Annotated in this window: 13 protein-coding genes; 4 read left to right on the forward strand and 9 right to left on the reverse strand. The window is 71.5% G+C overall.

Annotated elements, in window-relative coordinates:
* Nucleotides 1-15 precede the first annotated feature (15 nt).
* The gene (locus ACZ6SF_RS14015) at nt 16-3,426 is read right to left on the reverse strand and encodes a UvrD-helicase domain-containing protein (protein WP_466062494.1); all 3,411 of its coding nucleotides are present in this window, start codon (nt 3,424-3,426) and stop codon (nt 16-18) included.
* Complete coding sequence (locus ACZ6SF_RS14020; RefSeq protein WP_466062980.1) at nt 3,423-7,256, reverse strand: ATP-dependent helicase; 3,834 nt, start codon at nt 7,254-7,256, stop codon at nt 3,423-3,425. Before ACZ6SF_RS14020 ends, ACZ6SF_RS14015 begins: the two co-directional genes overlap by 4 nt.
* Before the next feature lie 87 nt (nt 7,257-7,343).
* On the opposite strand from ACZ6SF_RS14020, the gene ACZ6SF_RS14025 reads away from it, so the two are divergent.
* The 3 genes from ACZ6SF_RS14025 (at nt 7,344) to ACZ6SF_RS14035 (ending at nt 10,275) form a co-directional block, all read left to right on the forward strand.
* Nucleotides 7,344-8,120, forward strand: coding sequence for an alpha/beta fold hydrolase (locus ACZ6SF_RS14025; protein ID WP_466062495.1), 777 nt, complete (start codon nt 7,344-7,346; stop codon nt 8,118-8,120).
* Between the two features lie 8 nt (nt 8,121-8,128).
* Nucleotides 8,129-8,425: an MGMT family protein gene (locus ACZ6SF_RS14030; protein WP_466062496.1), complete on the forward strand. Its 297-nt coding sequence runs from the start codon at nt 8,129-8,131 to the stop codon at nt 8,423-8,425.
* Nucleotides 8,426-8,523: 98 nt separating this feature from the next.
* On the forward strand, nt 8,524-10,275 hold the full coding sequence (locus ACZ6SF_RS14035) for an NTP transferase domain-containing protein (RefSeq protein WP_466062497.1): 1,752 nt from the start codon (nt 8,524-8,526) through the stop codon (nt 10,273-10,275).
* A gap of 21 nt (nt 10,276-10,296) precedes the next feature.
* Here the strand turns inward: ACZ6SF_RS14035 and narI are convergent, their stop codons facing one another.
* The 4 genes from narI to ACZ6SF_RS14055 form a co-directional block, all read right to left on the reverse strand.
* Nucleotides 10,297-11,037, reverse strand: coding sequence for a respiratory nitrate reductase subunit gamma (gene narI, locus ACZ6SF_RS14040; protein ID WP_466062498.1), 741 nt, complete (start codon nt 11,035-11,037; stop codon nt 10,297-10,299).
* Nucleotides 11,034-11,714: a nitrate reductase molybdenum cofactor assembly chaperone gene (gene narJ, locus ACZ6SF_RS14045; protein ID WP_466062499.1), complete on the reverse strand. Its 681-nt coding sequence runs from the start codon at nt 11,712-11,714 to the stop codon at nt 11,034-11,036. Before narJ ends, narI begins: the two co-directional genes overlap by 4 nt.
* A 61-nt stretch (nt 11,715-11,775) precedes the next feature.
* Entirely contained in the window at nt 11,776-13,572 is a 1,797-nt protein-coding gene (gene narH, locus ACZ6SF_RS14050; RefSeq protein WP_466062981.1) for a nitrate reductase subunit beta, read from the reverse strand.
* Between the two features lie 39 nt (nt 13,573-13,611).
* Entirely contained in the window at nt 13,612-17,343 is a 3,732-nt protein-coding gene (locus ACZ6SF_RS14055) for a nitrate reductase subunit alpha (protein WP_466062500.1), read from the reverse strand.
* A 567-nt stretch (nt 17,344-17,910) separates the two neighbouring features.
* Between ACZ6SF_RS14055 and ACZ6SF_RS14060 the strand changes: the two genes are divergently transcribed.
* Nucleotides 17,911-18,585 (forward strand): chymotrypsin family serine protease, encoded by a 675-nt coding sequence (locus ACZ6SF_RS14060; RefSeq protein ID WP_466062501.1) that lies wholly within the window; start codon nt 17,911-17,913, stop codon nt 18,583-18,585.
* 31 nt (nt 18,586-18,616) lie between these two features.
* Here ACZ6SF_RS14060 and ACZ6SF_RS14065 read toward each other — a convergent pair whose 3' ends face one another.
* From ACZ6SF_RS14065 to ACZ6SF_RS14075, 3 genes are read right to left on the reverse strand one after another with little or no spacing between them, the layout of a single operon-like run.
* Nucleotides 18,617-19,600 carry an alpha/beta hydrolase gene (locus ACZ6SF_RS14065; RefSeq protein WP_466062502.1) on the reverse strand — a complete coding sequence of 328 codons (984 nt, stop codon included), beginning with the start codon at nt 19,598-19,600 and terminating at the stop codon, nt 18,617-18,619.
* 40 nt (nt 19,601-19,640) lie between these two features.
* Nucleotides 19,641-20,402: a DUF6875 domain-containing protein gene (locus tag ACZ6SF_RS14070; protein WP_466062503.1), complete on the reverse strand. Its 762-nt coding sequence runs from the start codon at nt 20,400-20,402 to the stop codon at nt 19,641-19,643.
* A complete protein-coding gene (locus tag ACZ6SF_RS14075) occupies nt 20,399-24,424 on the reverse strand; it encodes an amino acid adenylation domain-containing protein (RefSeq protein WP_466062504.1) in 4,026 nt (1,341 codons plus the stop codon). Before ACZ6SF_RS14075 ends, ACZ6SF_RS14070 begins: the two co-directional genes overlap by 4 nt.
* Nucleotides 24,425-24,630: the final 206 nt, after the last annotated feature.

A 24,630-nucleotide genomic window follows, 5' to 3' on the forward strand; every position in this document is an offset into this window, starting at 1 on the left:
TGGCGGGCCGCCGGGCTACCCGGGTGAACCCGGCGGCTCGTCCGGCGACGCCGTCCGGTCCGGCGCGGTGGTCTCGGCGAGCAGGGCCGCGAGCTCCCCGGGGCCGGGCAGCCCACGCGGCGCCACGGTACGACCGCTGCGCACGTAATGGAACGCCGCGCCCACCCGCTCCAGAATCCGCTCCTCGGATTCGCCGGTGCGGGCCGACAACAACCGGGCCCAGGCCAGCCGGTAGACCGCCAGCTGCACCGCGACCGCGGGTTCCTCGGCGGGGCGCGGTTCGGCGCCGGTCTTCCAGTCGACGATCGTCCAGCGCTCCCCCGGCTCGGCGAACACCGCGTCCATCCGGCCGCGGATCACCACTCCGGCGAGGGTGGTCTCGAACGGCACCTCGATCTCCACCGGCCGCCGCGCCGACCACGGTGAGGACAGGAAGGCCTCCTGCATCCGGGCCAGTTCGGCGTCGGCCGCGGCCCCGGAATCGGCCGCACCGGGCAGATCGTCCAGACCGGGCAGCTGATCGGTGGCGAACCAGCGCTGCACCCAGGCGTGGAACGCCGTACCGCGCCGCGCCAGCGGATTGGGCGGATAGGGCAGCGGGCGGCGGAGCCGGGCGGCGAGGCGGTGCGGATCGGCCCGCATCTCCACCAGCGCCGTGGCGGGCAGCTGGGTCGGGAGTTCCACCTCGGTGGCCGCCGCCGTGCCGGCCCGGTATTCGGCGAGCAGGGCGTCGACATCGGCGATCCAGCCGTCGGGGTCCTCGGAGTCCTCGCCGGACTCCGGAGCACCGGTTCCGGCGGCGAGGCCCGCCAATGCGGTGTGCACCAGGGCCGCGCCCGCTTCGATATCGGCGCGGCGCGTACCCAGCGGATCACCGGGCCAGGGCGCCGTCACCGGGGTGCCGGTGAGCGGATTGGGTTCGCCGGGCTCGGGGGCGTCGTCCCACACGGCGATGTCGACACCGCTGCCGGGGAGTTCGGCGGCGGCCCGCACCTCCAGCAGGAATTCCGACGGGCCCTTCGGCTTGTCACCGGTTTCGGCCCAGTGGTGCGCCGAGACCAGCAGCACTCGTTCGGTCCGGGTGAGCGCCACGTAGAACAGCCGCCGGTCTTCGTCGAGACGGCGGCGGGCCAGCGCCTCCTTGTGCGCGGTGAGGCCGCGCTGCAGATCCGAGCGGTCGCCGAGGTCCGCGAGATCCAGGACCGGTACGCCGTCCGGGGAGTCGGCGGTGGCCCGGTCGCCGCGCAGCGAGGTCGGGAGTTCGGCCAGCGCGCCGAGCCAGGTGTTCGCGCCCCGGGTGGACGGGAACACATCGCGGGTGACGTGCGGGACCGCGACCACCTCCCATTCCAATCCTTTCGCCGCGTGCACCGTCAGCACCTGGACCCGGTCGGGCGCGACCTCCACCTCCCCCGGTTCGAGCCCGTTCTCCACCGATTCCGCCGCCGCGAGGAACGCCAGCAATCCGCCCAGCGTGGCACCGGTATCACCGGCGTATCCCGCGACCACCTCGGCGAAGGCGTCGAGATGTTCCCGCCCGGCGCCGGACCCCGCCAGGGCCCGGCGGGCCTGCGTCTCCACCCCCACGCCGATCGTGCGTTCCACATCGGCCACCAGTTCGGTGAGCGGCTGGCCGGCACGTTCCCGCAACGCCGCCAGTTCCCGGCCCAGCACGGTGATCCGGCGATGGCCGGCGACCGAATAGCGGTCCGGCGGCCCCGGATCGGCGATCGCGTCGGCGAGGCCCGCGCGTTCGGCGGGTTCGGGAGCGACCTCGTGCAGGGCCGCGGCCAAGGCGGCCGAATCGGTGATATCGGCGGTGGGTTCGTGCCCGATCGACAATTCCCGGGCGCGCCGGGCCAGGGTGGCGAGATCGGCCATGCCGAGCCGCCAGCGGGCGCCCGTCAGGATCCGGACCGCCGCGCTGCCGGCGGCGGGGTCGGCGATCAGGCGCAGGGTGGCGACGATATCGGCGACCTCGGGCGTCGAGAGCAGCCCACCCAGTCCCACGATCTCCACCGGCAGGCCCTGGGCGCGTAGCTGTTCGGCCAGTTCGGCGGCGTCGGCGTTCCGGCGGATGAGAACCGCGGAGGTGGGGGGCGGCGCGCCGGCGTCCGCGGCGCTACGCCACACGGCCGCGACCTGTTCGGCGATCCAGCGCCGCTCGTCGGCGACCGTCGTGGTGAGTGCGAGTGCGACGACACCGGGTTCGGCACCCGGGCGGGCGCGCAGCGGATCCACCGTCACTCCGCCACCGGCCCGCGCGGCCGCGCGCAGCGGTTCGACCACCATATTGGCGAGTTCCAGGGCCTCCGGCGGATTGCGCCAGCTGGTGAGCAGCGGCAGCACCGGCGCCGGATCGCCGGGGCCGCGCGGGAAGTCGGTGGTGAACCGGGGCAGGTTGGCGGCGGAGGCCCCGCGCCAGCCGTAGATGGACTGCATGGGGTCGCCGACGGCGGTGACCGCCGGGGGGCGCGGCCGGTTGCGCCGGGGCCCGGAACGTTCGGCCGGATAGCCCGCTCCGAACAGCGCGGACAGCAGGATTCGTTGCGCGTGCCCGGTGTCCTGGTATTCGTCGAGCAGTACCAGGCGGAACCGCCCGCGTTCGGCGGCGGCCACCTCGGGGTGTTCGGCCGCCAGCCGCGCCGCCAGCGACATCTGGGCGCCGAAATCCAGGGCGCCGCGCTGGTGCAGCGTTTCGCGCAGCTGCCGGACCAGCGGAAGCAGCGCGACCCGTTCCCGCTGGGCCCGCAGCACCGCCAGCAGGTCCTTGTTCGGCCCGCCGCGCTGGCGCGGGCCGGGCGGCAGGGTGTGCACGAGTTTTTCCAGTTCGGTGTGGGCCTCGGCGAGTTCCTCGGGCTCCACCAGATGTTCGGCGAGCTGCCCCGACAGCGCCAGCACCGCCTCGGTGACGGTGAGCGGTGAGCGTTCGGTCTCCAGATCGCCGTCCCAGCTCCGCACCGCCTGATGCGCGAGCTGCCACAGCTGGGTTTCGGTGAGCAGGGCGGCCGTGGGTTCCACCGGTAGCAGCAGCCCGTGTTCGCCGAGCAGCCGCCCGGCATAGGAGTGGTAGGTGCTGATCTCCGGTTCCGCCCCGGACAGGACCGCGCGCAGTTCGCCGGTCGGGTCGAGATCGCGCAGCAGCCGGGAGCCCGCCAGCCGCGCGAGGCGGGTCCGGATCCGGGCCGTGAGCTGCTGGGCGGCCTTGCGGGTGAAGGTGAGCCCGAGCACCTCCTCGGGGGTGACCAGCCGGTTGGCGACCATCCAGACGACACGGGCGGCCATCGTCTCCGTCTTGCCGGCCCCCGCCCCCGCCACCACCAGGACCGGGCCCTCGGGCGCCGCGATCACCGCTTCCTGTTCCGCGGTCGGCGGCGGCAGGCCGAGCGCCTCGGCCAATTGCCCCGGCGTGACCCGGGCGCTCACTCGTCGGTCACCTGACGTCCGGCGTCCTGCACGGGGCAGCTGTTGCGCACCGAGCAGTGCCGGCAGCCCTCGTTGCGGATGGCCAGGAACCCCGGTCCCTCGGTGGCCGCGGCGGCCTCGTGGACGGTATCGCGCCAGGCCGCGAGCGCGTCGTCGTCCAGCGGGGACTGGACCCGTTCCTTGGCGACTCCCGTCGCCCCGGGCGCGGCCACGTAGACCAGCCGGGCGCCACCCGGTTCCGCGGTATCTCCGCCGGACGCACCGTCGCGTCCTTCCTCGCCCAGCGCGCCGGCGGCGGCCGCCACCTGATAGGTCGCCAGCTGAGCGTGCTGGGCCGTATCCGCTTCGGTGACCGGATTCTTCCCCGTTTTCACATCGACGATGACGAACCGGCCGTGCTCGTCGCGTTCCAGCCGATCGATCCGGCCCCGGATCCGCACCTGCGGCGTCCCCGGCAGGACGCAGTCGACCGGGACCTCGACACCGGCCTGGGTGAGTTCACCGCGCGTACTGCGTACCCAGGCCACGAACGCGTCCAGCATGGCCTCGGTGCGGCGCAGCTCCTGCCGGGAATGCCAGCCCGCCTCCGGATCGATCCCGGGCCAGCTCCGGACCAGTTCGGCGCGGACCTCGTCGAGCGGGACACGACCGGCGAGCGCCTGGACGAGGGTGTGTACCAGGGTGCCCTTCACCGCGTAGGGGTTCTCGCCGTCGGAACCACCGTTACGTTCCAGTGCCCAGCGCAGCGGGCAGGTGCGCAGCAGTTCCACCGTCGAGGGCGATAACGCGATGGGGCCGTCGTCGTCCCACAGGGTTTCGCTGGAGCTGAGTCCCGGGACCCCGTACCAGTCGTCGGGGGCGGTGCCCGGGATACCGGCGAGCGCCAGCCGGGCCAGTTGCTCGGCGGCGCGGCGTCGGCGTACGTCCCCCGCTCCCGGATCGCAGACCGCGGCGCGCAATTCGGCGACCAGGGCGTGCAGGGCGAGCACCCGGCCGGGTTCGGCGACCGGCAGCGCTCCCGGCTCCCCGCCGAGATCGCCGCCTGTCAGCTCGGACAGGAACCGCGACGGCACCAGATCCCTTTCACCTGTCACCGATTCGACCGCGGTGACCAGCAGCGACCGTCGCGCCCGGCTACAGGCCACGAACAGCAGACGGCGTTCCTCGGCCAGGATCGGCGCGGTGCGGCTGACCCGCTCGGTGATTCCGGCGACCTCGTCCACCAGGTCCTCGGTATGCAGCAGCGTGCCGCGGGGGCGGGGGTCGGGCCAGATCCCCTCCTGCACCCCGGCCACCGCGACGACCTCCCACTCCCGGCCCGCCGCGGCGTGGGCACTGAGCAGGTCCACCGCCTCCTCCCGGCGGGCGGCGGCGCCCCGGTCCTGTGCGATCTGCTGCCGCTCCAGATATTCGACGAAACCCTCGATGGTCGCGCCGGGCAACCGGTCGGTATAGGCGGCCGCGGCGTCGAACAGCGCCACCGCGGCGTCGAGATCCCGGTCGGCCTGCACCCCCGCCGCGCCGCCGCGTTCGGACTGCGTCAGCCAGCGCCGCTCGAGCCGCGACCCGGTCCACAGCGCCCACAGCACATCTTCGAGCGCACCGCCCTCGCGCCGCACCCGGCGAGCGCGTTCGAGGGCTCGAACGGCCCGGTTCAGGGGTGCGAGTTCCACCTCGGTGAGCCCCGCCAGGATCCGTTCGTCCCCGGCGCCGAGCAGGAGGTCGCGGAGGAATTCCACGGACGGCCGGTCGGTGACGGGCGGATTCGCGGTGGCCGGATCGTCGTCCGCGGGGTCGGTGGTGGACGGGTCGGCCGGAACCGCCGCGGGGGCCTCGGTGGACCCTGCCGGCGGGACGGAATCCGGTGGGTCGAGCAGAGGGTCGGGTGGAGTGTCTTCGTCGGCGGGTTCCGGTGGTAGCCCCTCCCACGGGTCCTCGTCCACGGGGTCCTGGTCCAGCCCGAACCAGTCGGCGTCGGCGGCGTAGCGGGCGGCCTCGGTGAACGGGTCGCGCGTGGAGTCCTCGGGCGGCGCTCCGGCCGCGGCCTCCGGGTCGGGAAAGGGCGGTTCGCCGGGCAACGGCTCCGCGGGCGCGCCGGGCCGCGCCGGATCCGGTGTGGCCCGGGCGAGTTCCACCGTGGTGCGGCGGATTCCCCGGCGCAGCCGGCGCAGGCTGATCTGATCGGCGCCGCCGAGCGGGCCGGACAGCAGGTCCAGCGCCTCGTCCGGGCCGAACAGCGATTCGGTCGAGCCGGTGCCCCGGCGGGCGGCCTCGCTCGCGAGTACGGCGCGCAGCGCGAGCAGCATCCAGGCGGCGCCGCGCCGGCGGGCCAGCGGCGTATCGTTCACCGGCCGCCGCACCGGCACCCCGGCCGCCATCAGCGCCCGGCGCAGCGGCGGCAGCAGCAGCGGTACCGAGCGCACGATCACCGCCATCCGCGACCACGGCACCCCCTCGGTGAGATGTGCGCGGCGCAGATGGTCGGCGATGAGTGACGCCTCCTTGGCCGGGCTGCCCAGTACCCGCACCCGGACCTGCGCGGCCGGGCTCTCGGAGTGCCCGGGGGTCTCGCCGCGTTCGTCCGGGCCGAGGTCGGCCCGGGTGGTGCGATGCGCGGCGCTACCGGGCAACCGGGCGGCGATCCGGGCGGCCGCGGTATGCACCGCGGGGGCGCTGCGATGGTTGTGATGCAGCACCACCCGGCGCGCGGCCGGGACCTCGAGGCCGGTGAGGAACCGGGAGTCGGCGCCGCGGAAGGTGTAGACGGCCTGGTCGGGGTCACCGGCGACGACAGTGGTGCCCGCGCCGGCCGCGAGTACCCGCACCAGCAGCGCCGCCTGCGGGTCCAGGTGCTGGGCGTCGTCGACGAGCAGACAGCGCAACCGGCCGCGTTCGGCCGCCAGCAGCTCGGGGTCGGCGGCCAGCGCGTCCAGTGCCGCCCCGACCAGTTCGGCCGCGTTCAGCGCCGGAGCCGAGGCCTCCGGCGCCGCCACTCCCACCGACCAGCGCAGCAGCGTCGCCTGTTCGTAGCGGGCCGCGAACCGGCCGGCCGCCACCCAGTCCTCCCGGTCGCGGCGCCGGCCCAGTTCCACCAGGTCTTCCGGGCCGAGCCCGCGTTCGGCGGCGCGCAGCATCAGATCGCGCAGTTCGTCGGCGAACCCGGCCAGGCCGAGCGCGGGCTGTAACCGGCGCGGCCAGAGACCGGTGGCGCCCGCCGCGATATCGGTGAGGTCGCCGTGCAGCATCTCCCGCAGCACCGCGTCCTGTTCGGCGCCGGTGAGCAGCCGGGGCGGCGGATTACCGTGCCGGGCGGCCTGGCGCCGCAGGATCCCGAAGGCATAGGAGTGGACGGTGCGGGCGAGCGGTTCCCGGGTCGCGCCCGGGTATCCGCCGGGGGGCGCGTCCGCCGGCGCGCCGGGATCCTCCGCGAGCGCGAACAGCGCCGTATCGGACGGCACGCCGAGCGGAGTCACGTCGCCGGACCCGTCCGGCGCGTCACCGCCGAACTCCGGCGCGCAGATGTCCCAGTGCGCCAGCCGCTCGGTGAGCCCGTCGCGCGCGGCGGCGGCCGCCTGTTTGGAATGGGTGAGCAGCAGGATCGATTCCGGATCGGCGCCGCCGGCGATACGCGCGGCGGCCACGTCCACCAGCAGCGCGGTCTTCCCGGTTCCCGGACCGCCCAGCACTCGCCACACCCGGCCGGTCCGGGGTTGCGCGGCGGTTGCGGGCGGGTCGGGTGCGAAGAGCGCGCGAAGACCGGCGCCCCAGGTCCGAGCCCGGGGAGCCGATGTCTTCCGGCGCACCAGCCGCACCGGCCTATCCGAACGCACCACGAGGGCTATTGCAACAGACGGGGCCGACACCGCACCGGACCCACCCGCGCTGCGGGTGTCCGGCACAGCGATGAGAATGTCACCGTGTCCACACTGCATGTTCATCGTTTCGGCCCGGCGACCGGGCCGGTGGTGCTGGCCCTGCACGGCCTCACCGGTCACGGCGGGCGCTGGGCGGCGCTGGCCGAGGGGTTGCTGCCCGACGTCCGCGTGGTCGCACCGGACCTGCGCGGACACGGCCGGTCGAGTGCGCTCCCGCCGTGGGATTTCGAAACCGTGGTGGCGGATCTGGTGGCTGTGATCACCGCCGAGACCGCGGAGCCGGTGCTGGTGGTGGCGCATTCCTTCGGCGGCGCCTGCGCGTTGCATCTGGCCCACCGCCATCCGGAGCTGGTCCGCGGTCTGGTGCTACTGGACCCGGCGGTCGCGCTGGACCCGCGGTGGCTGGCGGAGATCGCGACCGCGACCCTCGGCTCCCCCGACTACACCGATGTCGAGGAGGCCCGGATGGACAAACTCGCCACCGGCTGGGGCGCGGCCGCGCCCGGACTGCTGCAGGCCGAACTGGACGAGCACCTGGTGCCCACCGCCGGGGGCCGGGTGGGCTGGCGGGTCGATACCGCCGCCCTGATCGCCTACTGGGGCCAACTCGCGCGGGAGGCGGTGCTGCCGGAGCCCGGTCTGCCGACCGTTCTGGTGCGGGCGACGAAGGTGGAGCCGCCGTTCGTGACACCGGAGTTGCGCGCCGCGCTTACCGCCCGACTCGGCGCGAACCTGGTCGCGCACGAGTGGGACTGCGACCATATGGTGTCGCAGGTCCTGCCCGAGGACACCGCGGCGCTGATCCGCGCGGCACTGTAGGCGGGCCGGTGGCGACGACCGACGAGGAGATCGAACGGGTGCGTGATCTGGTGGCCTCGATCCCGCCGGGGCGGGTGGCGACCTATGGCGATATCGCCGCGGCGGCCGGGCTGTCGACGCCGCGCACGGTGGGCTGGATCATGCGCACCGATGCCGGCGATCTGCCGTGGCACCGGGTCATCGGCGCCTCCGGAAGGCCCGCGGCGCACCTCACCGAGCGACAGCTGCGGCTCCTGGCCGCCGAGGGCGTCCCCGTCACCGACGGCCGCGTGAAACTGCGCACCGCCCGCCACCGCTTCCCCTGACCCGCCCCGCATACCCGGCCTTCCGGCCGGCCGCGACCGGCGCGCGGCGCCGCCGCCCGGCGATCCGGATCGTCCCAGACGGCGAATAGCATGGGCGCATGCCGAATTCTGCACCGGCTCCCGATGTGATCGTGCTGGCCGGGGGCCGGGCCGCCCGGATGGGCGGTGTCGACAAACCCGGCCTGATCGTGGGCGGGCGTTCCATGCTGGATACCGCGCTGGCCGCGGTGTCCGCGCTGGGCCGCACGGTCGTGGTGGGCCCGCCGCGCCCGGAACTCGGCGCCGGGATACTGCAGACCCGCGAAGCCGAGCCCGGGTCGGGGCCGGTGGCGGCGGTGGCGGCCGGTCTGGCCGCCCTGGGTGATCCGGCGCCCCAGGTGGTGATCCTCGCCGCCGATATGCCCTTCCTCACCGATTCCGCAATCGCGGAACTGCTCCGGCGATCGGGTCCGGCGGACGCGGTATTCGCCGCCGACGGGTCCGGCCGGCCCCAGTACCTGATCGGTGTCTGGCGGACGGCGCCGCTGGCCGCGCGGCTGCGCGAACTCGGCACCGTCGTGAACCAGCCGATGAAGGCGCTGGTACCCGCCCACACCACCATCGTGGCCCTGGCGGGGATCGACGACTGCGATACGCCCGGCGATATCGACGCCGCCCGCGCGGCCCTGGCCGCCCCCGCCCCCGCGACCGAACCGCTGGAACTGGAACGGGCCCGGGACATCCTGCGCACCGGGCTGTCCCGGCTGCCGGACCGGCCCGCCCGGCTCCGGACCACCGCGGGCGCCGCCCTGGCCGCCCCGCTGACGGCCGCGGAGGCGCTGCCCCGCTTCGATGTCTCCGCGATGGACGGCTACGCCGTGGCCGGGGAGGGCCCGTGGGAGTTGCGCGCCGATATCGGCTACGCCGGCGGCCGGCGCGCGGACGGTCTGCGCCCCGGCGAGGCGGTCCGGATCGCCACCGGCGCGCAGGTCCCGGAGGGCGCGACCCGGGTGCTGCGCGACGAATTCGCCGACACCGGCGCCGACCGCCGGTTGCACCGCCGCCCGGATTCACCGGTCCGTTCCGATATCCGCCGGCGCGGGGAGGACCGTGCCCCGGGTGACGAGATCGCCCCTGCCGGTACCCCGGTGACCCCGGCGCTGGTCTCCGCCGCCGCCGCGGTGGAGGTGGAAACCGGCCGGGTGCGCGGGCCGGTCCGGGCCCGGATCGTCATGACCGGCGACGAGATCCGCAGCACCGGCCCGCTCCAGGCCGGTCAGACCCGCGATTCGATCGGCCCGATCCTGCCCGGCCTGCTGACCGCGCACGGCGTCACCACTGCCGACCGGGTGCATCTGCGCGATACCGCGCACGGTTTCGACCAGGTCCTGGCCACGGCCGGGGATTGCGATCTGCTGCTGGTGGTGGGCGCCACCGGCGGCGGCGCCGCCGACCAGTTGCGCGGCGCCCTCGACCGCGCCGGATCCCGGATCCTGGTGCCACGGCTGGCCCTGCGTCCGGGCGGATCCACGGTGGTCGCCGAAATATCCTCGGAGACCACGGTTCTCGGACTGCCCGGTAATCCCTACGCCGCGATCGCGACCCTGCTGGCCCTGATTCCCGATATCGTCGGCGGCCGTACCGGGGCCCTCCCCCCACGCCGGGCCGTCGGCCCGCTGCGCAATGCCGCCGAGATATCGGGCCCGGTGACCCGCATCGTGCCCGCCCGCTACGCGGGCCCGGACGGCGGCTGGGTCGGGGATGCCGCCATCCGCACCGCCCACCTCGGCGGTCTCGTCGACCGCGACGGGCTGGTCGTGGTCCCCGCCGACGCGCCCGACGACACGCTCGTGGAGTTCATCCCCCTGTGACGACCGGGTACGGCTCCGGGATCAGCCCCAGCGCTCCGGGGTGACCGGGGCGTCCCAGGCGCGCGCGTACCGGCGCTTATCCGGTCCGGCCGTCTCCTTGCTCCGATACACCACGTACGGCCGGACCAGATAGCCGACCGGCGCCGAGAACATGTGCACCAGCCGCGTATACGGCCAGACCGCGACCAGGACCAGGACGAACAGCCCGTGCGCCTGGAAGGTCCAGGGCGTACCGACCATGAGTTCCGGCTGCGGGCTCAGGGTGAACAGGCTGCGGAACCACGGAGACACCGTTTCCCGGTAGTTGTAGGTACCCCACAGCAGGTTGCTGCCGACCGTATTCAGCATGCCCGTGATCAGCGCGCCGCCGAGCAGGAAGTACATGAATTTGTCGTTGGTGGTGGTGGCCTTGCGCACCGCCGGAACCGTGAACCGGCGGTAGAGCAGGATCCCGATACCGGCGAGCACCATCACCCCGGCGACCGTGCCCGCGCTCACCGCGACCAGATGGTAGGCGTGTTCGCTGATACCGATAGCGGCGGTCCACGATTCGGGAATCAGCACCCCGACCACATGACCGCCGAAGACCCCGAGCATGCCGAAATGGAACAGCGGGCTGCCCAGCCGCAGCAGTCGCGATTCGTAGATCTGCGAGGAGCGGGTGGTCCAGCCGAACTGGTCGTTGCGGTAGCGCCAGATATGGCCGAGGACGAAGGAGGTGAACGCCACGTAGGGCAGGGTCATCCACAGGGTGGAGTTCATCGGCGGCCTTCCGCTCGGTCCGGCATCGTCGGGTCCATGGCGAAGGGTTCGAGGCCGACCTCTTCCTCCGGCGGACCCTGGGCGGCGAGTTCGGCGATGCGCCGCCGGTCCGCGGTGGTGGGCGGGGCGAGGGTGGATACGACCGCCGCCAGCACCCCGGCGTAGGGGGAACCGTTGTCCGCCAGCGACAACCGCAGCAGTTCCAGCACCGGAACGTGCTCGCCGAGCAGGCGTTCCCCGCCCACGGGGTCGACGGTGGCCGCGAATTCCAGCAGCACCGGGAGATGGTCGGGCAGCTCGGATTCGCCGAGTTCCACCCCGGCGTGCCGGTAGGCGTGCTTGAACCGCAACAGCGCCATCCCGCGTTTGCGGGTGTCGCCGTAGGCGTAGAAGGTGAGATGCAGACTGGCGCGGCGCCGCATATCGAAGGTTTCGACGTAGCGGGCGGCCAGTTCGAGTTCGGGTGTGACGCGCAGATGGTCACAGAACTCCGACAACTGGGTCCGCACCGGTTCGGGCAGATCGCGCACCGCCGCGGCGAGCCGGTCGAGCATCGCGAGAGTGCCGGCCCCGGGATAGTCGAGCAGCAGCGCGGCCGTCCGCCAGACGATCCGGCGGTCGCGCTCGCTCATCGCCAGCGCCGGTTCGGGACGGCGGCGCAGTTTCAGCAGAGCCATCGGTTACTCCTCGGAGCGGGTTGCTGTGGATCCGGGAGGACGCCGTCTCCGCGGTCGCGTATCACCGGTGGGCCTCCGTGGTTCCGGGCGCCACTGCCGTGCCACCGTTCGCCTGAGCTCCGTTCCCGTTCACACCGCATCCGTTGCCGTTGCCGTTCGCGGCGTGCCCGTTCGGGCCGTGACCGTTGGCGGCCTCACCGTTGGTGGCGCCCCGGCCGGGCGCCGTGCCGTTCGCACCGGCGCCCTCGGCAGAGCTGCCGTTCGAACCGCCGGCCCCGACCGGCACCAACCCGTCGGTGCTCTTTCCGTCCCAGTTGAGCAGGTTGATCCGTCCCGATTTCTCCTCCGGGGCGGCCTCGTTGCTGTCGGTGAGATGGAATTTCTCCACCATCTGATCGAAGGCGGTCATCCCCGGACCGCCGTCGTTGTCCAGACTGCACCCGGTGGCCAGCGAATCCAGTTCGTGGGCCCGCGCCCCGGCGCCGGTCGGGATCACATACCGGTGCTCGTATTTCGCGATGGCCAGCAGCCGGTACATGGCCTCGATCTCCTCCGGTTCCAGCCGCACCGAGGGCGCGATCGCCGGATCGGGTTCCTGGCCCAGGTTGATGGAACGCATGAACGCGCGCATACCGGCCAGTCGCTGCAGGGCCGCCCGCACCGGCCCCACCTCACCGGCGGTGAACAGTTCGGCCAGGTACTCCACCGGAATCCGCAGCGCGTCGATGGCGCCGAACAGGTTGGCGTGATCCTCGCCGTCGTGCCCGGTCTCGGAGAGCACATCCACCACCGGCGACAGCGGCGGCACGTACCAGACCATCGGCATGGTGCGGTACTCCGGATGCAGCGGTAGCGCGATCTGATAATCGACGATCAGCTTGTACACCGGCGAATCCTGAGCGGCCTGAATCCATTCCGGCGAGATCCCGGCCCGTTCGGCCTCCGCGATCACCCGTGGATCGTGCGGATTCAGGAACACACCGAGCTGGCTCGGATACAGATCCTTGTCGTCGGTGACCGACGCCGCCTCGAGCACCGCGTCGGCGTCGTAGAGCATGACGCCGATATAGCGCAGCCGTCCGACGCAGGTCTCCGAGCACACGGTCGGAATCCCGACCTCCACCCGCGGATAGCAGAAGGTGCATTTCTCGGCTTTACCGGTTTTGTGGTTGAAGTAGATCTTCTTGTACGGGCAGCCGGTCATGCACTGGCGCCAGCCGCGGCATTTGTCCTGGTCCACCAGGACGATGCCGTCCTCGGACCGTTTGTAGATCGCCCCCGACGGGCACGACGCCGCGCACGACGGATTGAGGCAGTGCTCGCAGATCCGCGGCAGGTAGAACATGAAGGTCTCTTCGAATTCGAGCTTCACCTGCTCGGAGACCCGGGCCAGCAGCGGATCCTTGGCCACCTGCTCCGGACCCGACCCCAGATCGTCGTCCCAGTTGGCGCCCCAGGTGACCTTGGTGTCCTCGCCCGTGATCAGCGATTTCGGCCGGGCCACCGGGGTGGTGTCGATGGCCGGGGAGGACAGCAGGTTGTCGTATTCGTAGCTCCAGGGCTCGTAGTAGTCCTCGATGGTCGGCAGATCGGGGTTGGCGAAGATGTTCAGCAGCCGCTTCAGCCGCGACCCCGATTTCAGGGTCAGCTTGCCGCGCTTGTTCAGCGTCCAGCCGCCCTTCCACTTCTCCTGGTCCTGGTACTGCCGCGGATAGCCCTGGCCGGGCCGGGTCTCCACATTGTTGAACCAGACGTACTCGGTGCCGCCGCGGTTGGTCCACGCCTGCTTACAGGTCACCGAGCAGGTATGGCAGCCGATGCATTTGTCGAGGTTCATGACCATGGCCATTTGCGCCATCACGCGCATAGCGATTCCTCCGTAGTCGACCCGATCACGTCAGTACTCCACCTGCTGGCTGCGGCGGCGGATCGTGGTGACCTCGTCGCGCTGATTACCGGTCGGGCCGTGGTAGTTGATCGCGAACGACTGCTGGGCGTAGCCGCCGATCAGATGGGTGGGTTTGATCATGATCCGGGTGAGCGCGTTGTGGATACCGCCGCGTTTGCCCTTGCCCTTGAAGTTCTCGCCGGTTTCCGCGGTGCCCTCGATCCGCGGGACGTCCACCGCGCGGTCCTGCGCGTGGTACATGAACACCGTGCCCTCGGGCATCCGGTGCGAGACGATGGCGCGGGCCACCACCACACCGTTGCGGTTGATCGCCTCGATCCAGTCGTTGTCGGCGACACCGATCTTGGCGGCGTCCTTCTCCGACATCCAGATGGTCTGCCCGCCCCGCGAGAGCGTGAGCATATGCAGGTTGTCCTGGTAGGCGGAGTGGATCGACCATTTGGAGTGCGGGGTCAGGTACCGCACGGTGACCCCCCGCTCACTCACCTCGCCGACCCCGGGTTCGGCGAACAGTGCCGTCATATCCAGCGGCGGCCGGAAGGTCGGCAGTTGTTCGCCGAGTTCGATCATCCAGTCGTGGTCCAGATAGAAATGCTGCCGTCCGGTGAGGGTGTGCCAGGGTTTGAGCCGCTCGGTATTGATGGTGAACGGCGAATAGCGGCGCCCGCCGGTTTCGCTGCCCGACCATTCCGGCGAGGTGATCACCGGTACCGGCCGCGCCTGGGTATCGGCGAAGGTGATGCGCTTACCCTCGTGTTCGGCCGCGAGATCGGCCAGTTCGGTGCCGGTGCGGCGTTCCAGGGCGTGGAAGCCCTCCACCGCGAGACGGCCGTTGGTGGTTCCCGACAGTGCCAGGATCGCCTCCGCGGCGTGCTGGTCCTTGGCCAGCGACGGCCGGCCCTGCGCCGCACCGGATACGACGGTCCCGTTCATGCCCGCCAGGTATTCGACTTCGGCGTCGGGATGAGTGGTGACCCCCTTGACCGTGAGACCCAGCGTTTCCACCAGCGGCCCCAGCGCGGCCATCTTCTCGGCGAGCTTCGGGTAATCCCGTTCGACCACCACCAGTTTCGGCATGGTCTTACCCGGGACCGGTTCGCATTCCCCGGCCTTCCAGTCCAGTACCCGGCCGCCCGCCTGCGCCATCGCATCCGGTGAATCGTGCTGCAGCGGTACCGCGACGATGTCCTTGCGCACCCCGAGATGCTTCTCGGCCAGCCAGGAGAACCCGCGGGCGATCCGGTGGAACGCCTCGAAATCGGTTTTCGCCTCCCACGGCGGGGAGATGGCCGGGGTGAAGGCGTGCACGAACGGGTGCATATCGGTCGAGGACAGGTCGTGTTTCTCGTACCAGGTGGCGGCCGGGAGCACGATATCGGAGAACAGCGTGGTGCTGGTCATCCGGAAATCCAGGGAGAGCAGCAGATCCAGCTTCCCGGTGGCGGCCTCCTCGCGCCAGACCAGTTCCTCCGGGCGCACCCCGGTGGTGTCGGTGGTCTGCAGATTGGAATCCGCCCCGAGCAGATGCCGGTGGAAGTACTCGTTGCCCTTCCCGGAGGAACCGAGCAGATTGGCCCGCCACACGGTGAGCACCCGGGGGAAGTTCTCCGGGGCGTCGGGATCCTCGCAGGCGAACCGGAGGTCACCGGATTTCAGCCCGTCCACCACGTGGTCGGCGGCGGGCCGCCCGGCGGCCTCGGCCTCGTCGGCCAGGTCCAGCGGGTTGCGGTCGAAGGTCGGGTACGAGGGCATCCAGCCCAGCCGGGTCGCCAGCGCGATATTGTCCGCGGCCGTGCGGCCAGCGAACTTCCCTGTCCCGAGCGGGGAGGAAAAGGCGTCGGCGGTGAACGGGTCGTAGCGCCACTGGTCGTTGGTGAGGTACCAGAACACGGTGCCCTGCATCTGGCGCGGCGGGCGCTGCCAGTCCAGCCCGAACGCGAGCGTGCCCCAGCCGGTCACCGGGCGGCATTTCTCCTGACCCACGTAGTGCGCCCAGCCGCCGCCGTTCACACCCTGGCAGCCGGTGAGCAGGGTCAGGGTGAAGAAGGACCGGTAGATCTGATCGGAATGGAACCAGTGGTTGGTGCCCGCGCCCATGAGGATCATGGACCGGCCGCCGGAACGGTCGGCGTTATCGGCGAATTCGCGGGCGATCCGCTGCGCCTGCACGGCGGGGACCCCGGTGATGGCCTCCTGCCAGGCGGGGGTGTAGGGCTCGGACGCGTCGTCGTAGCCGGTGGGCCAGGTGCCGGGCAGTCCCGGCCGGCCCACCGCGTACTGCGCGAGCAGCAGGTCGAACACCGTGGTGACCCGTTTCCCGGCGACCACCGACGTGGGAACACCCCTGGTCAGCACCCCGGGGACATCCGAATCGAACCGGGGGAACTGTACGGCCGCAGCATCGTCGGTGCGGCCGTACAGCGTCAGGAGTGGCTCGACACCCCCGAGATCCAGATTCCAGCGTCCGGCGCCGTTCTCGCCGAACCGATCCCCCAGCGACCCGTTCGGCACCACCGGCGCACCGTCACCGTCGAGCAGCACGGTCCGGAATTGCGCGCCCTCCTCGGTGCTGCCGAGATCGGCTGCGGTGAGGAATTTCCCCGGTACCGCGACCCCGTCCGCGCCCTCCTCCAGTGTGACCAGGAAGGGCAGATCGGTGTACTTGCGGATGTAGTCCAGGAACCGGGGCGTCTGCCGGTCGACGAAGAATTCGCGCAGCACCACATGGCCCATGGCCATGGCGAGCGCGGCGTCGGTACCCGGCCGGGCCGCCACCCATTCGTCGGCGAATTTGGTGTTGTCGGCGTAGTCCGGGGATACCACCACGACCTTCTGGCCGCGGTAGCGGGCCTCGGTCATGTAGTGGGCGTCGGGGGTCCGGGTCACCGGGACATTGGAGCCCCACATGATCAGGTAGCCCGCGTCGAACCAGTCCGCCGATTCCGGAACATCGGTCTGGTCGCCGAACACCTGCGGCGAGGCCACCGGCAGATCGGCGTACCAGTCGTAGAACGACAGCATCGACCCGCCCAGCAGCGAGATGAACCGCGCGCCGACCGCGTGACTGACCATCGACATGGCCGGGATCGGCGAGAACCCCGCGACCCGGTCCGGGCCGTACTTCTTGATCGTGTGGACATGTGCCGCCGCGGCGATCTCGGCGGCCTCCCACCATTCGGCGCGGACGAATCCGCCCTTGCCGCGCGCCGCCTTGTACTTCCGGGCGCGCTCGGGATCCTCGACGATATCGGCCCATGCCAGCACCGGGTCCTTGAGCTCCCGCTTCGCTTCGCGGTACAGCTCCAGGAGGGTGCCGCGCACGTACGGGTACCGCACCCGGGCGGGCGAGTAGGTGTACCAGGAGAACGACGCCCCGCGCGGGCAGCCGCGCGGCTCGTATTCGGGTTTGTCGGATCCGACGGACGGATAGTCGGTCTGCTGGGATTCCCAGGTGATCACACCGTCTTTCACGTAGATCTTCCAGGAGCACGACCCCGTACAGTTCACACCGTGGGTGGAGCGCACCACCTTGTCGTGCGACCAGCGGTCCCGGTAGAACTCGTCGCCGTCGCGGCCGCCGACCTTGTGCACGGTGCGCTGATCCGCGGAGACCTCGCCACGCTGGAAATATTTCCCCAGTCGCAGGAGTGCGTCGCCGGCGTCCCCGGCGGGCCGATCGGTGCCGGTACGCGCCGAGCCCGGAGTTCGTGAGGCAACCACGACGCCCCCTTTTCTGCAAGCGGTGATTTCGGGCTGATGTTGTGTACGAGCGCGTCGGGCCGGGAAGCGGTGGTGCCGCGTGACCACGCGGCGCCCGCTCTCATACACAGTCGATACGAACTGTAAGGACGCCGCCCGACCTGGCCAAACGGTCTTCTCACATCGAAAACCGCAGGTCGGTGAGGTGTGAGGTCACCGCAACGTGACGGTCACGGTGAGCGGTCGCGCGGTATCGCGCGCCCGGCGGAGAACCTGGGAAAACCGCGGGAAACCCGACCGCCCCGGGCGCCGGACGGACCTTTCCGGCCGATCCGGTGAAATTTCGGAAATCGTGGCTTCTCCAGCGGTTTACATTTGTTTACACATCCGGGCGCCCGTGGCGGCGCCGATCCGCGGCGTGTTCCCGGCCCGCTTCCAGCCGCTGGGAAGCCACCGGCGCGCGTACCGGCCGCCGATCGTCTACGCTGCTGCCGATCCGACCGCCGTCGGCGGTCGCCCGAGCAGGTTCGAGGTAGGCGAATGTTCGGCGTTCATCGGCGGGGGCGACGCCGCCTTCCGATTCCCACCGTGCTGGCCCCGATCATCGTGGCGGCCGCCACCGTCCTGCTGCCCGGCCCACTCGCCGCGGCGACCCCGGCGGTCACGGTCCATCCCGGTATGGAGATCCGGCACACCACGATCACCGACGGTAAAGCGGTGATCGACACCTGCACGATCGGGCTCACCGGATCGATCGGAGCGGCGCAGTACGCGGTGACGGCCGGGCACTGCTATCACCCGGGCATCGTCACCGACAAGGTCGGCAATCCCATCGGCTGGTTCGAATTCCACCACCCCGACGACGGCCTCGAGTTCGGGTTCGGCCTCGTCCGGCTCTACGAAGGTATCGGCGTCGCCGCGTCCATGGGCCGCTTCGGCCTGTCCACCATGGATATGAAACCCCAACTGGGCCAGGAGGTCTGCAAGATCGGCGCCACCACGGGGTGGAGCTGCGGCACGATCACCGAGGCCACCGAGAAGTGGCTCTACGTGAGCAACGCCCTCGGCGCCGAGGGCGGCGATTCCGGCGCGGTGGTCTACCGGCAGACCTCCGACGGCCATGCCGCGTTCGTCGGCATCCTGGTGGCCTACGACGACGCCCAGGGCCGCAGCGCCGTCGTGGAACCCGCCGCCTGGCTGTTCGACCGGATCGAGCAGTACGGCCCGACCCGCGACGAACCTTTCACCTGGTACCGGGTCTGACCCGGTACCCGCCCGGGCCGCCGGCGCGCGGTCAGACTCCGAGCGCGCCCGCGAATACCGGCCAGGACCGGTGCAGATCGTCCTGCCAGTAGGCCCAGGCGTGGGTACCGGGATGCAGATGCACCGTCGCCGGAATCCGGGCGGCGGCCAGCGCCGCCACCAGCGGACCGGTGCAGTTGCCGACCACGCCCTCCATGACCCCGCCGACGAGCACCCGGTCGGCCAGGCGCAGCGGATCACCGTCGATGCCGCGCGATTCCAGTACCTCGTGCTGCCCGGGCGCCCCGTTGCCGGAGGAAACATACAGTGCGATACCCCGCAGGCGTTCCAGATGCAGCATCGGATCGTGGTCGAGCCAGGCCGGATCGCCGGGTGCGCCCCACATATTGGTGGCGTTCGCGCCGAACAGTGCCAGCTGTGAATACACGATGGCTCGGGCAGCCGGATCGCTGGTCCGCGTGCATCCGCTGTAGGCGCCGGCCGCCCGGTACAGTCCCGGAGCGCGGATCGCCAGGTTCAGCGCCGAGGTCGCCGACATCGACAGTCCCGCCACGGCGTTGCGCCCGGTCATCGAGAACCGGGAGTCCAGCAGCGGGGGCAGTTCGCGGGTGAGGAATGTTTCCCATTTGCTGCGGCCCAGCACCGGATCGTCGGCGATCCAGTCCGTGTAGTAGCTGGCCCGGCCGCCCATCGGCACGATCACGTTCACCGGTTTGTCGGCGAAGAAGTCCACCACATCGGTGCGCCGCATCCACGGCCCGCCGTCCTCGCCGCCGTCCACGGCATTGAGCAGGTACAGGGCGGGCGCCCCGGCGCCGGGATGTGACATCCACAGCGTGATCGGCCTGTCCATGGCGGCCGAATGCACGACCACCTCCAGCTGGCGGCCGCCCAGCGGCCGGACGTCGAGAATCCGGGCCGGTTCCTCCGCGGCGGCCGGACCGGCCACCCCCACCGGAATCAGGCCGATAGACAGAATGAACAGGTACACCACGCAACGCGGCAGCCGGTACATGCCGAGGTTTCTACCACGCGCCGGACCGGTCCGAGGCCATTCACCTGGCGTGTTCGTCCCGGTCGTGGACCCGCAGCGCGGTGATCCGGCCCGCTTCCTCCTCCGAGACCCGCATCCGCTCCGCGATCGACCATCGCAGTGCACGCGGCAACTGGGGCGCCACCTTCCCGAAATAGGCGTACAGCCACTCGGTACGCGCAACCAGGAATGGATAGTCGGTGGTCATCATCGGCCGGATCACCAGCATCGGCAGGGGCGCGTCCAGTGGATGGAAATCGGCATTCCACAGCCCCGGAACCCGGCACCCCGGATAGAACTGGCCCAGCATGAGCCCGTCGCGAACCACCTCGGACTTGTGCAACCGGTGCACCTGATCCACCCGGCCGGTAGCGGTGAGGCCGGGAAAGGCGGTCACCGTGGTCAGCCAGCGTTCCTCTCTGCCGTCACGTAGGCGCTGGTAGAGGTCGCGGGCATCGAGGACCGATGCCGACATGACTTCCATCGTGAGATCGTCACCGCTGGGCAGCACCGCGATCCACAGCGCGCGGCGCAGGGTGGCCTGCCGCACGAACGGGCAGACCGGCCCGTCCCGGCCCAGATCCGGATGCGGTTCGCAGAGATAACCGGTGATCCACTCGGTCAGCATCGCCGCGTCGGGATGCGAACGCGACCAGCGGTCCGGGTCCGCGTAGACATCCTGCCAGGCGGCACCGGTCCGCGGCCCACGGAACTCGGGCAGTTCGGCCCCGCCGCCCGCCGCCTGGCGGACGGCGGCGGAAGCGAGGGCCCGACGGCCGGTCATCGGGTGCCCGCCGGTTCCCCGCAACGCGCCAGATGCCACGCCAGCACCGGCCCGATCCCGGCCACCACATTGGCATTGGTCAGCTGCCCGTGCGCGGCGTCGACGGGGTGTTCGACGAGCTCACCGGTGATGTAGGGGCGCCAGAGCCCGCCGCCGAGCAACTCGGTCACCCCCCGGGTGGCCGAGAAGTACAGTAGATCGCCGTCGAAGACCCTGGGCCGGTAGCGATGCGATATCTCCACTCCGTCCGCATAGGCCCGGTGCAGGCGGTCGAGCTGACCGGCGGTCAGCCCGGTCCCCAGGCCCGCGCCGGCCGCGTCCAACTCTGCGGCGGCCTCGGCGGCGGTGATTTCCGGTTTCCCGGCAGCGACCGTCTCATCGGGCTCCTCCCCCAGGAGATGGGTGAGCAGATCCCGCATCCGTGGCCGGGGCGGCGGCGGCGAATCGGGCGGGAACACCACGCTGTCCAACATGACCAGCAGCGCGACCGGATAACCGAGATCCCGTAACCGCACTCCGGCGGCATGGGCGAGCTGGCCCCCCAGCGACCAGCCCAGCAGCTGGTACGGCCCCCGCGGCTGCATCCGGAGGATCTCGCGCACATAGTGCTCGGCGAGATCGTCCGCAGTGCCGGGGGCGGGTCCGGGCAGGGTCAGTACCGGCGACTGCACCCCGTACACCGGGCGGTCCCCGATATACCGGGAAAGGCCGGCATAGCACCAGGCGAGTGGGACAGCGGAGTGGAAACAGAACAGCGGGGGCCGGTCGCCGCCGCGCCGCAACGGAAGCAGGATCTCCATCCCCTCGACGGATTCCCGCGGCGCCCCGCTCCCGTTCCCGGGCACGGACCTACGGTTCACGGCCGTCGCCGCACCCGCCGTCACTGTCTCGTGCACCGCGATCCGCTCCGCGAGGTCGGCCACGGTCGGCGCGGTATAGAGCCAGCGCACCGTGACCGGGGCTCCGGTCCGCTCGGCGAGATCGGCCGACAGTGCCACTCCCAGTAGCGAATTACCGCCGAGCGCGAAGAAATCGTCATCCAGGCCCACGGATTCGCGACCGAGGGCGGCCTCGACCCGCCCGGCGACCAGCCGCTGCAGATCGGTCTCCGGTGGCCGATAGTCGCGGACCGGCGCCGGTTCGGGCAGAGCGCCCCGATCGAGTTTCCCACTGGAGGTCAACGGAATCCGGTCGATCGGCACCAGCACCGCGGGCACCAGGGCGGCGGGTAGCGCCGCCCGCAGCCGCCGCAGGGTGGCCGCGGTGTCCACGGGATGACCCGGGGCGGCGACGATATAGCCGACCAGGCGGGCCGCCGGGCCCGGGCCGCCGGCGACGGTGACCGCCGCCTGCGCGACCTCCGGCCCGGCGGCGAGCACGGATTCGATCTCGGCGGGTTCGATCCGGCGGCCGTGCAGCGAGAGCTGCCGGTCCGCCCGGCCCAGGTATTCGTAACCGGCGGGGTCCGGCCGCACGAGATCGCCGGTGCGATACAACCGCCGCCCGCCGCCCGCCGGATCGGCGACGAACCGCGCGGCCGTCGCGGCGGGATCACCCAGATAGCCCAGCGCGACCCCGGGGCCACCGATGTACAGCTCCGCGTGCCCGCCCGCGGGCGCCGGCCGCAGCCTCCGGTCCAGCAGTGCCGCCCGCACCCCGGGCAGTACCGGGCCGATGAGCACCGGATCGCCGGGCGGGAGCGGATCGCTCTGCATCGTCATCACGGTCGCTTCGGTGGGGCCGTACCCGTTGTACAGCCGGACCCGCGGCGCCCATTTCCGCACCAGCTCGGCCGGCGGCGTCTCACCGCCGGTCACCACAACCCGCAGATCCGGCAGGTCGGCGGGGTCCAGAGTCGCCAGTATCGCCGGGGTGCTGAGCAGATGGGTGATACCGCTGGTCCGGACCAGGCGCCCCAGTTCCGCGCCCATCGGCGTATCGGGTGCGGCGACCACCAGTCGCGCCCCGGCGGCGAACGCGCCCAGCAGTTCCAGGAGATGGGCGTCGAACGCCGGGGAGTGCGCGTGCAGGACAACGGAATCGGTATCCAGGCCGTAGTGCTCCAGGAGGTGGTCGGTGAGCGATCCCAAACCCCGGTGGCCCACCAGGACCCCTTTCGGCGTTCCCGTGGTGCCCGAGGTGTGGATCAGATACGCCGGGTGGTCCGGCCGCGGCCTGATACTCCTGGCCGAGCCGGTGGCGGGCGCCGGCCGGTCGAGGTCGAACCACTGGATCGCCCCGGCACCGTCCGTCCCCCGTCCGGCTTCCGGAGCATTCGCGTCTCGGGCCTGCGTACCGGCCGGGAGCGTCGCCCGAACGGCCGAGATCGTCAACCCGGCCCGCACCCGCGCGCCGGCCAGCACCGTCGCGATACGGTCCGGCGGATCGTCGGGATCGATCGGCACCAGGCAGCCACCGGAGGTGGCCACCGACCACACCGCGAGCACCGATTCGATCGATCGCGGCACCACCGCGGCGACCGCCGTCCCGGGCCGCACTCCGGCGTCGCGCAGCACGCCGGCCCAATGACGTGCCTGCTCGTCGAGTTCGCGATAGGTCACCGCGCGGCTGCCGTCGCGGATCGCCACCGCGCCCGGTTCCGCCGACCCGCCCCGCAGCAGATCGGACAGCGTCCGCACCCGGCCGGAACCGGCTTCGGCAGTTCGGATTCCGGCCATCCGGGTACCGGAACCGCTCGGTCCGGGCAGGTCCGGCTCGGGGACGGGGGCATCGGCGGAGGTGGTGAGGAACGCGCCGAGATAGCCGAGGAACCCGCGGTGGTACCACGCCAGGGTCGCGGCACTGTAGCGGGCGGGGTTGCCGTGGAAATCGAGGGTGACGGTCCGTTCGTCCGGACCCAGCTGATAGCCGTTGACCAGCAGATCCTCCACCGGCCCCGACGACAACAGCTGGGCCGTACCGGTGAGTGGGCCCAGCCGCAGCGGTTCCACGAAGCCCATGACGTTGATCACCGGCCCGAACCCGCCGCGCACCACCCGCCCGGCGGCGCGGTCACGCTGGATGTCCTCGTACGGGTAGCGCTGATGGCGGAGCGCACCCAGCACCCGCCGGTGGACGTCGGCGATGGCCGCGCCGACCGTGCCGCGGCCGATCCCCGTCAGCCGCAGCGGCACCACATTCGAAACCGTACCGGCCGAGCGGCGCAGCGCGGCGGTGGTGCGAGCCGGTAGCGGCAGGGCCAGCACGGTGTCGTCACTGGCGGTGAGCCGGGACAGATAGCACGCGAACGCGGCGACCACGAGTTCGCCGAAGGTGGCGCCGAGCCGGTCCCGGGCCGGCGCGATCGAATCCGCGACCGGGGTGTCCAGGACCGCGGAGACCCGATGCGGGCGGGGCCGGGGCGCGGCCGGATGACCCGCCAGTCCCACCGGGTCGGCGAATCCCGCGAGTTCGGCCTGCCAGAATTCCCGGTCCGTCCGGGACCGCGCCGACCGGCGGTAATCGTCCTCGGCGGCCAGCATCCCGGCCGTATCGAGCGCGCCCGCCGCTTTCGCGGTGGTCCCGGCCACACCGGCCCGGTAGAGCTCCCCGGTGCGGCGCAACAGCGCCACCGCACCCGCGCCGTCGAGGACCACATGATGACTGCGCAGGTACAGCAGATGCCGTTCGGCGGCCACCCGGAAGAGGATCCCGACGGTGAGTGCCGCGGTCAGGGGATTCAGTGGCGCGCCGTAGTCGTCGGCCATAGCCGATGACGCGGCGGCGACCGGGTCGGGGTGGCCGGTGAAATCCGCTACCCGCAATTCCAGCGGTGAATCGGCCCGCTGCCGTGGCTGTCCGAGGTCGGAGTACAACCGGATATTGGGCGATTCCAGTTCGCCGGCGGCGCGGTGGCCGCATTCCCGCATGAGGCCGATATCGAGTGGGCCATGCAGATCGAGGTACATGGCGACGGTGTTCGGGATTTCCGGATTCAGCTGCTGAGCCACCCACCATCGCAGTTGGGCCGCCGAGAGTGGATGATCCGGTTCCGTTTCGTGGTGCGTCACAACCTCGACCACGCCTCCTGCGTTGTCCCGGTCGGCCGCGAGGCCCACACAACACGCGACGCCAGGTCACGCGCCGTCCGGAAACCGTCCCGGCCCCTACGACTACCTGCGGAATCACCTGCGGGAAAGGCTACGCCCGATGGGCAGAGTAGTACATACGAGAACGACAGAGCGTTGTACGCGCAGACCCGATACCGTTTCCCGGTAACAGCGGTTTC

Source organism: Nocardia sp. NPDC049935, assembly GCF_055586645.1.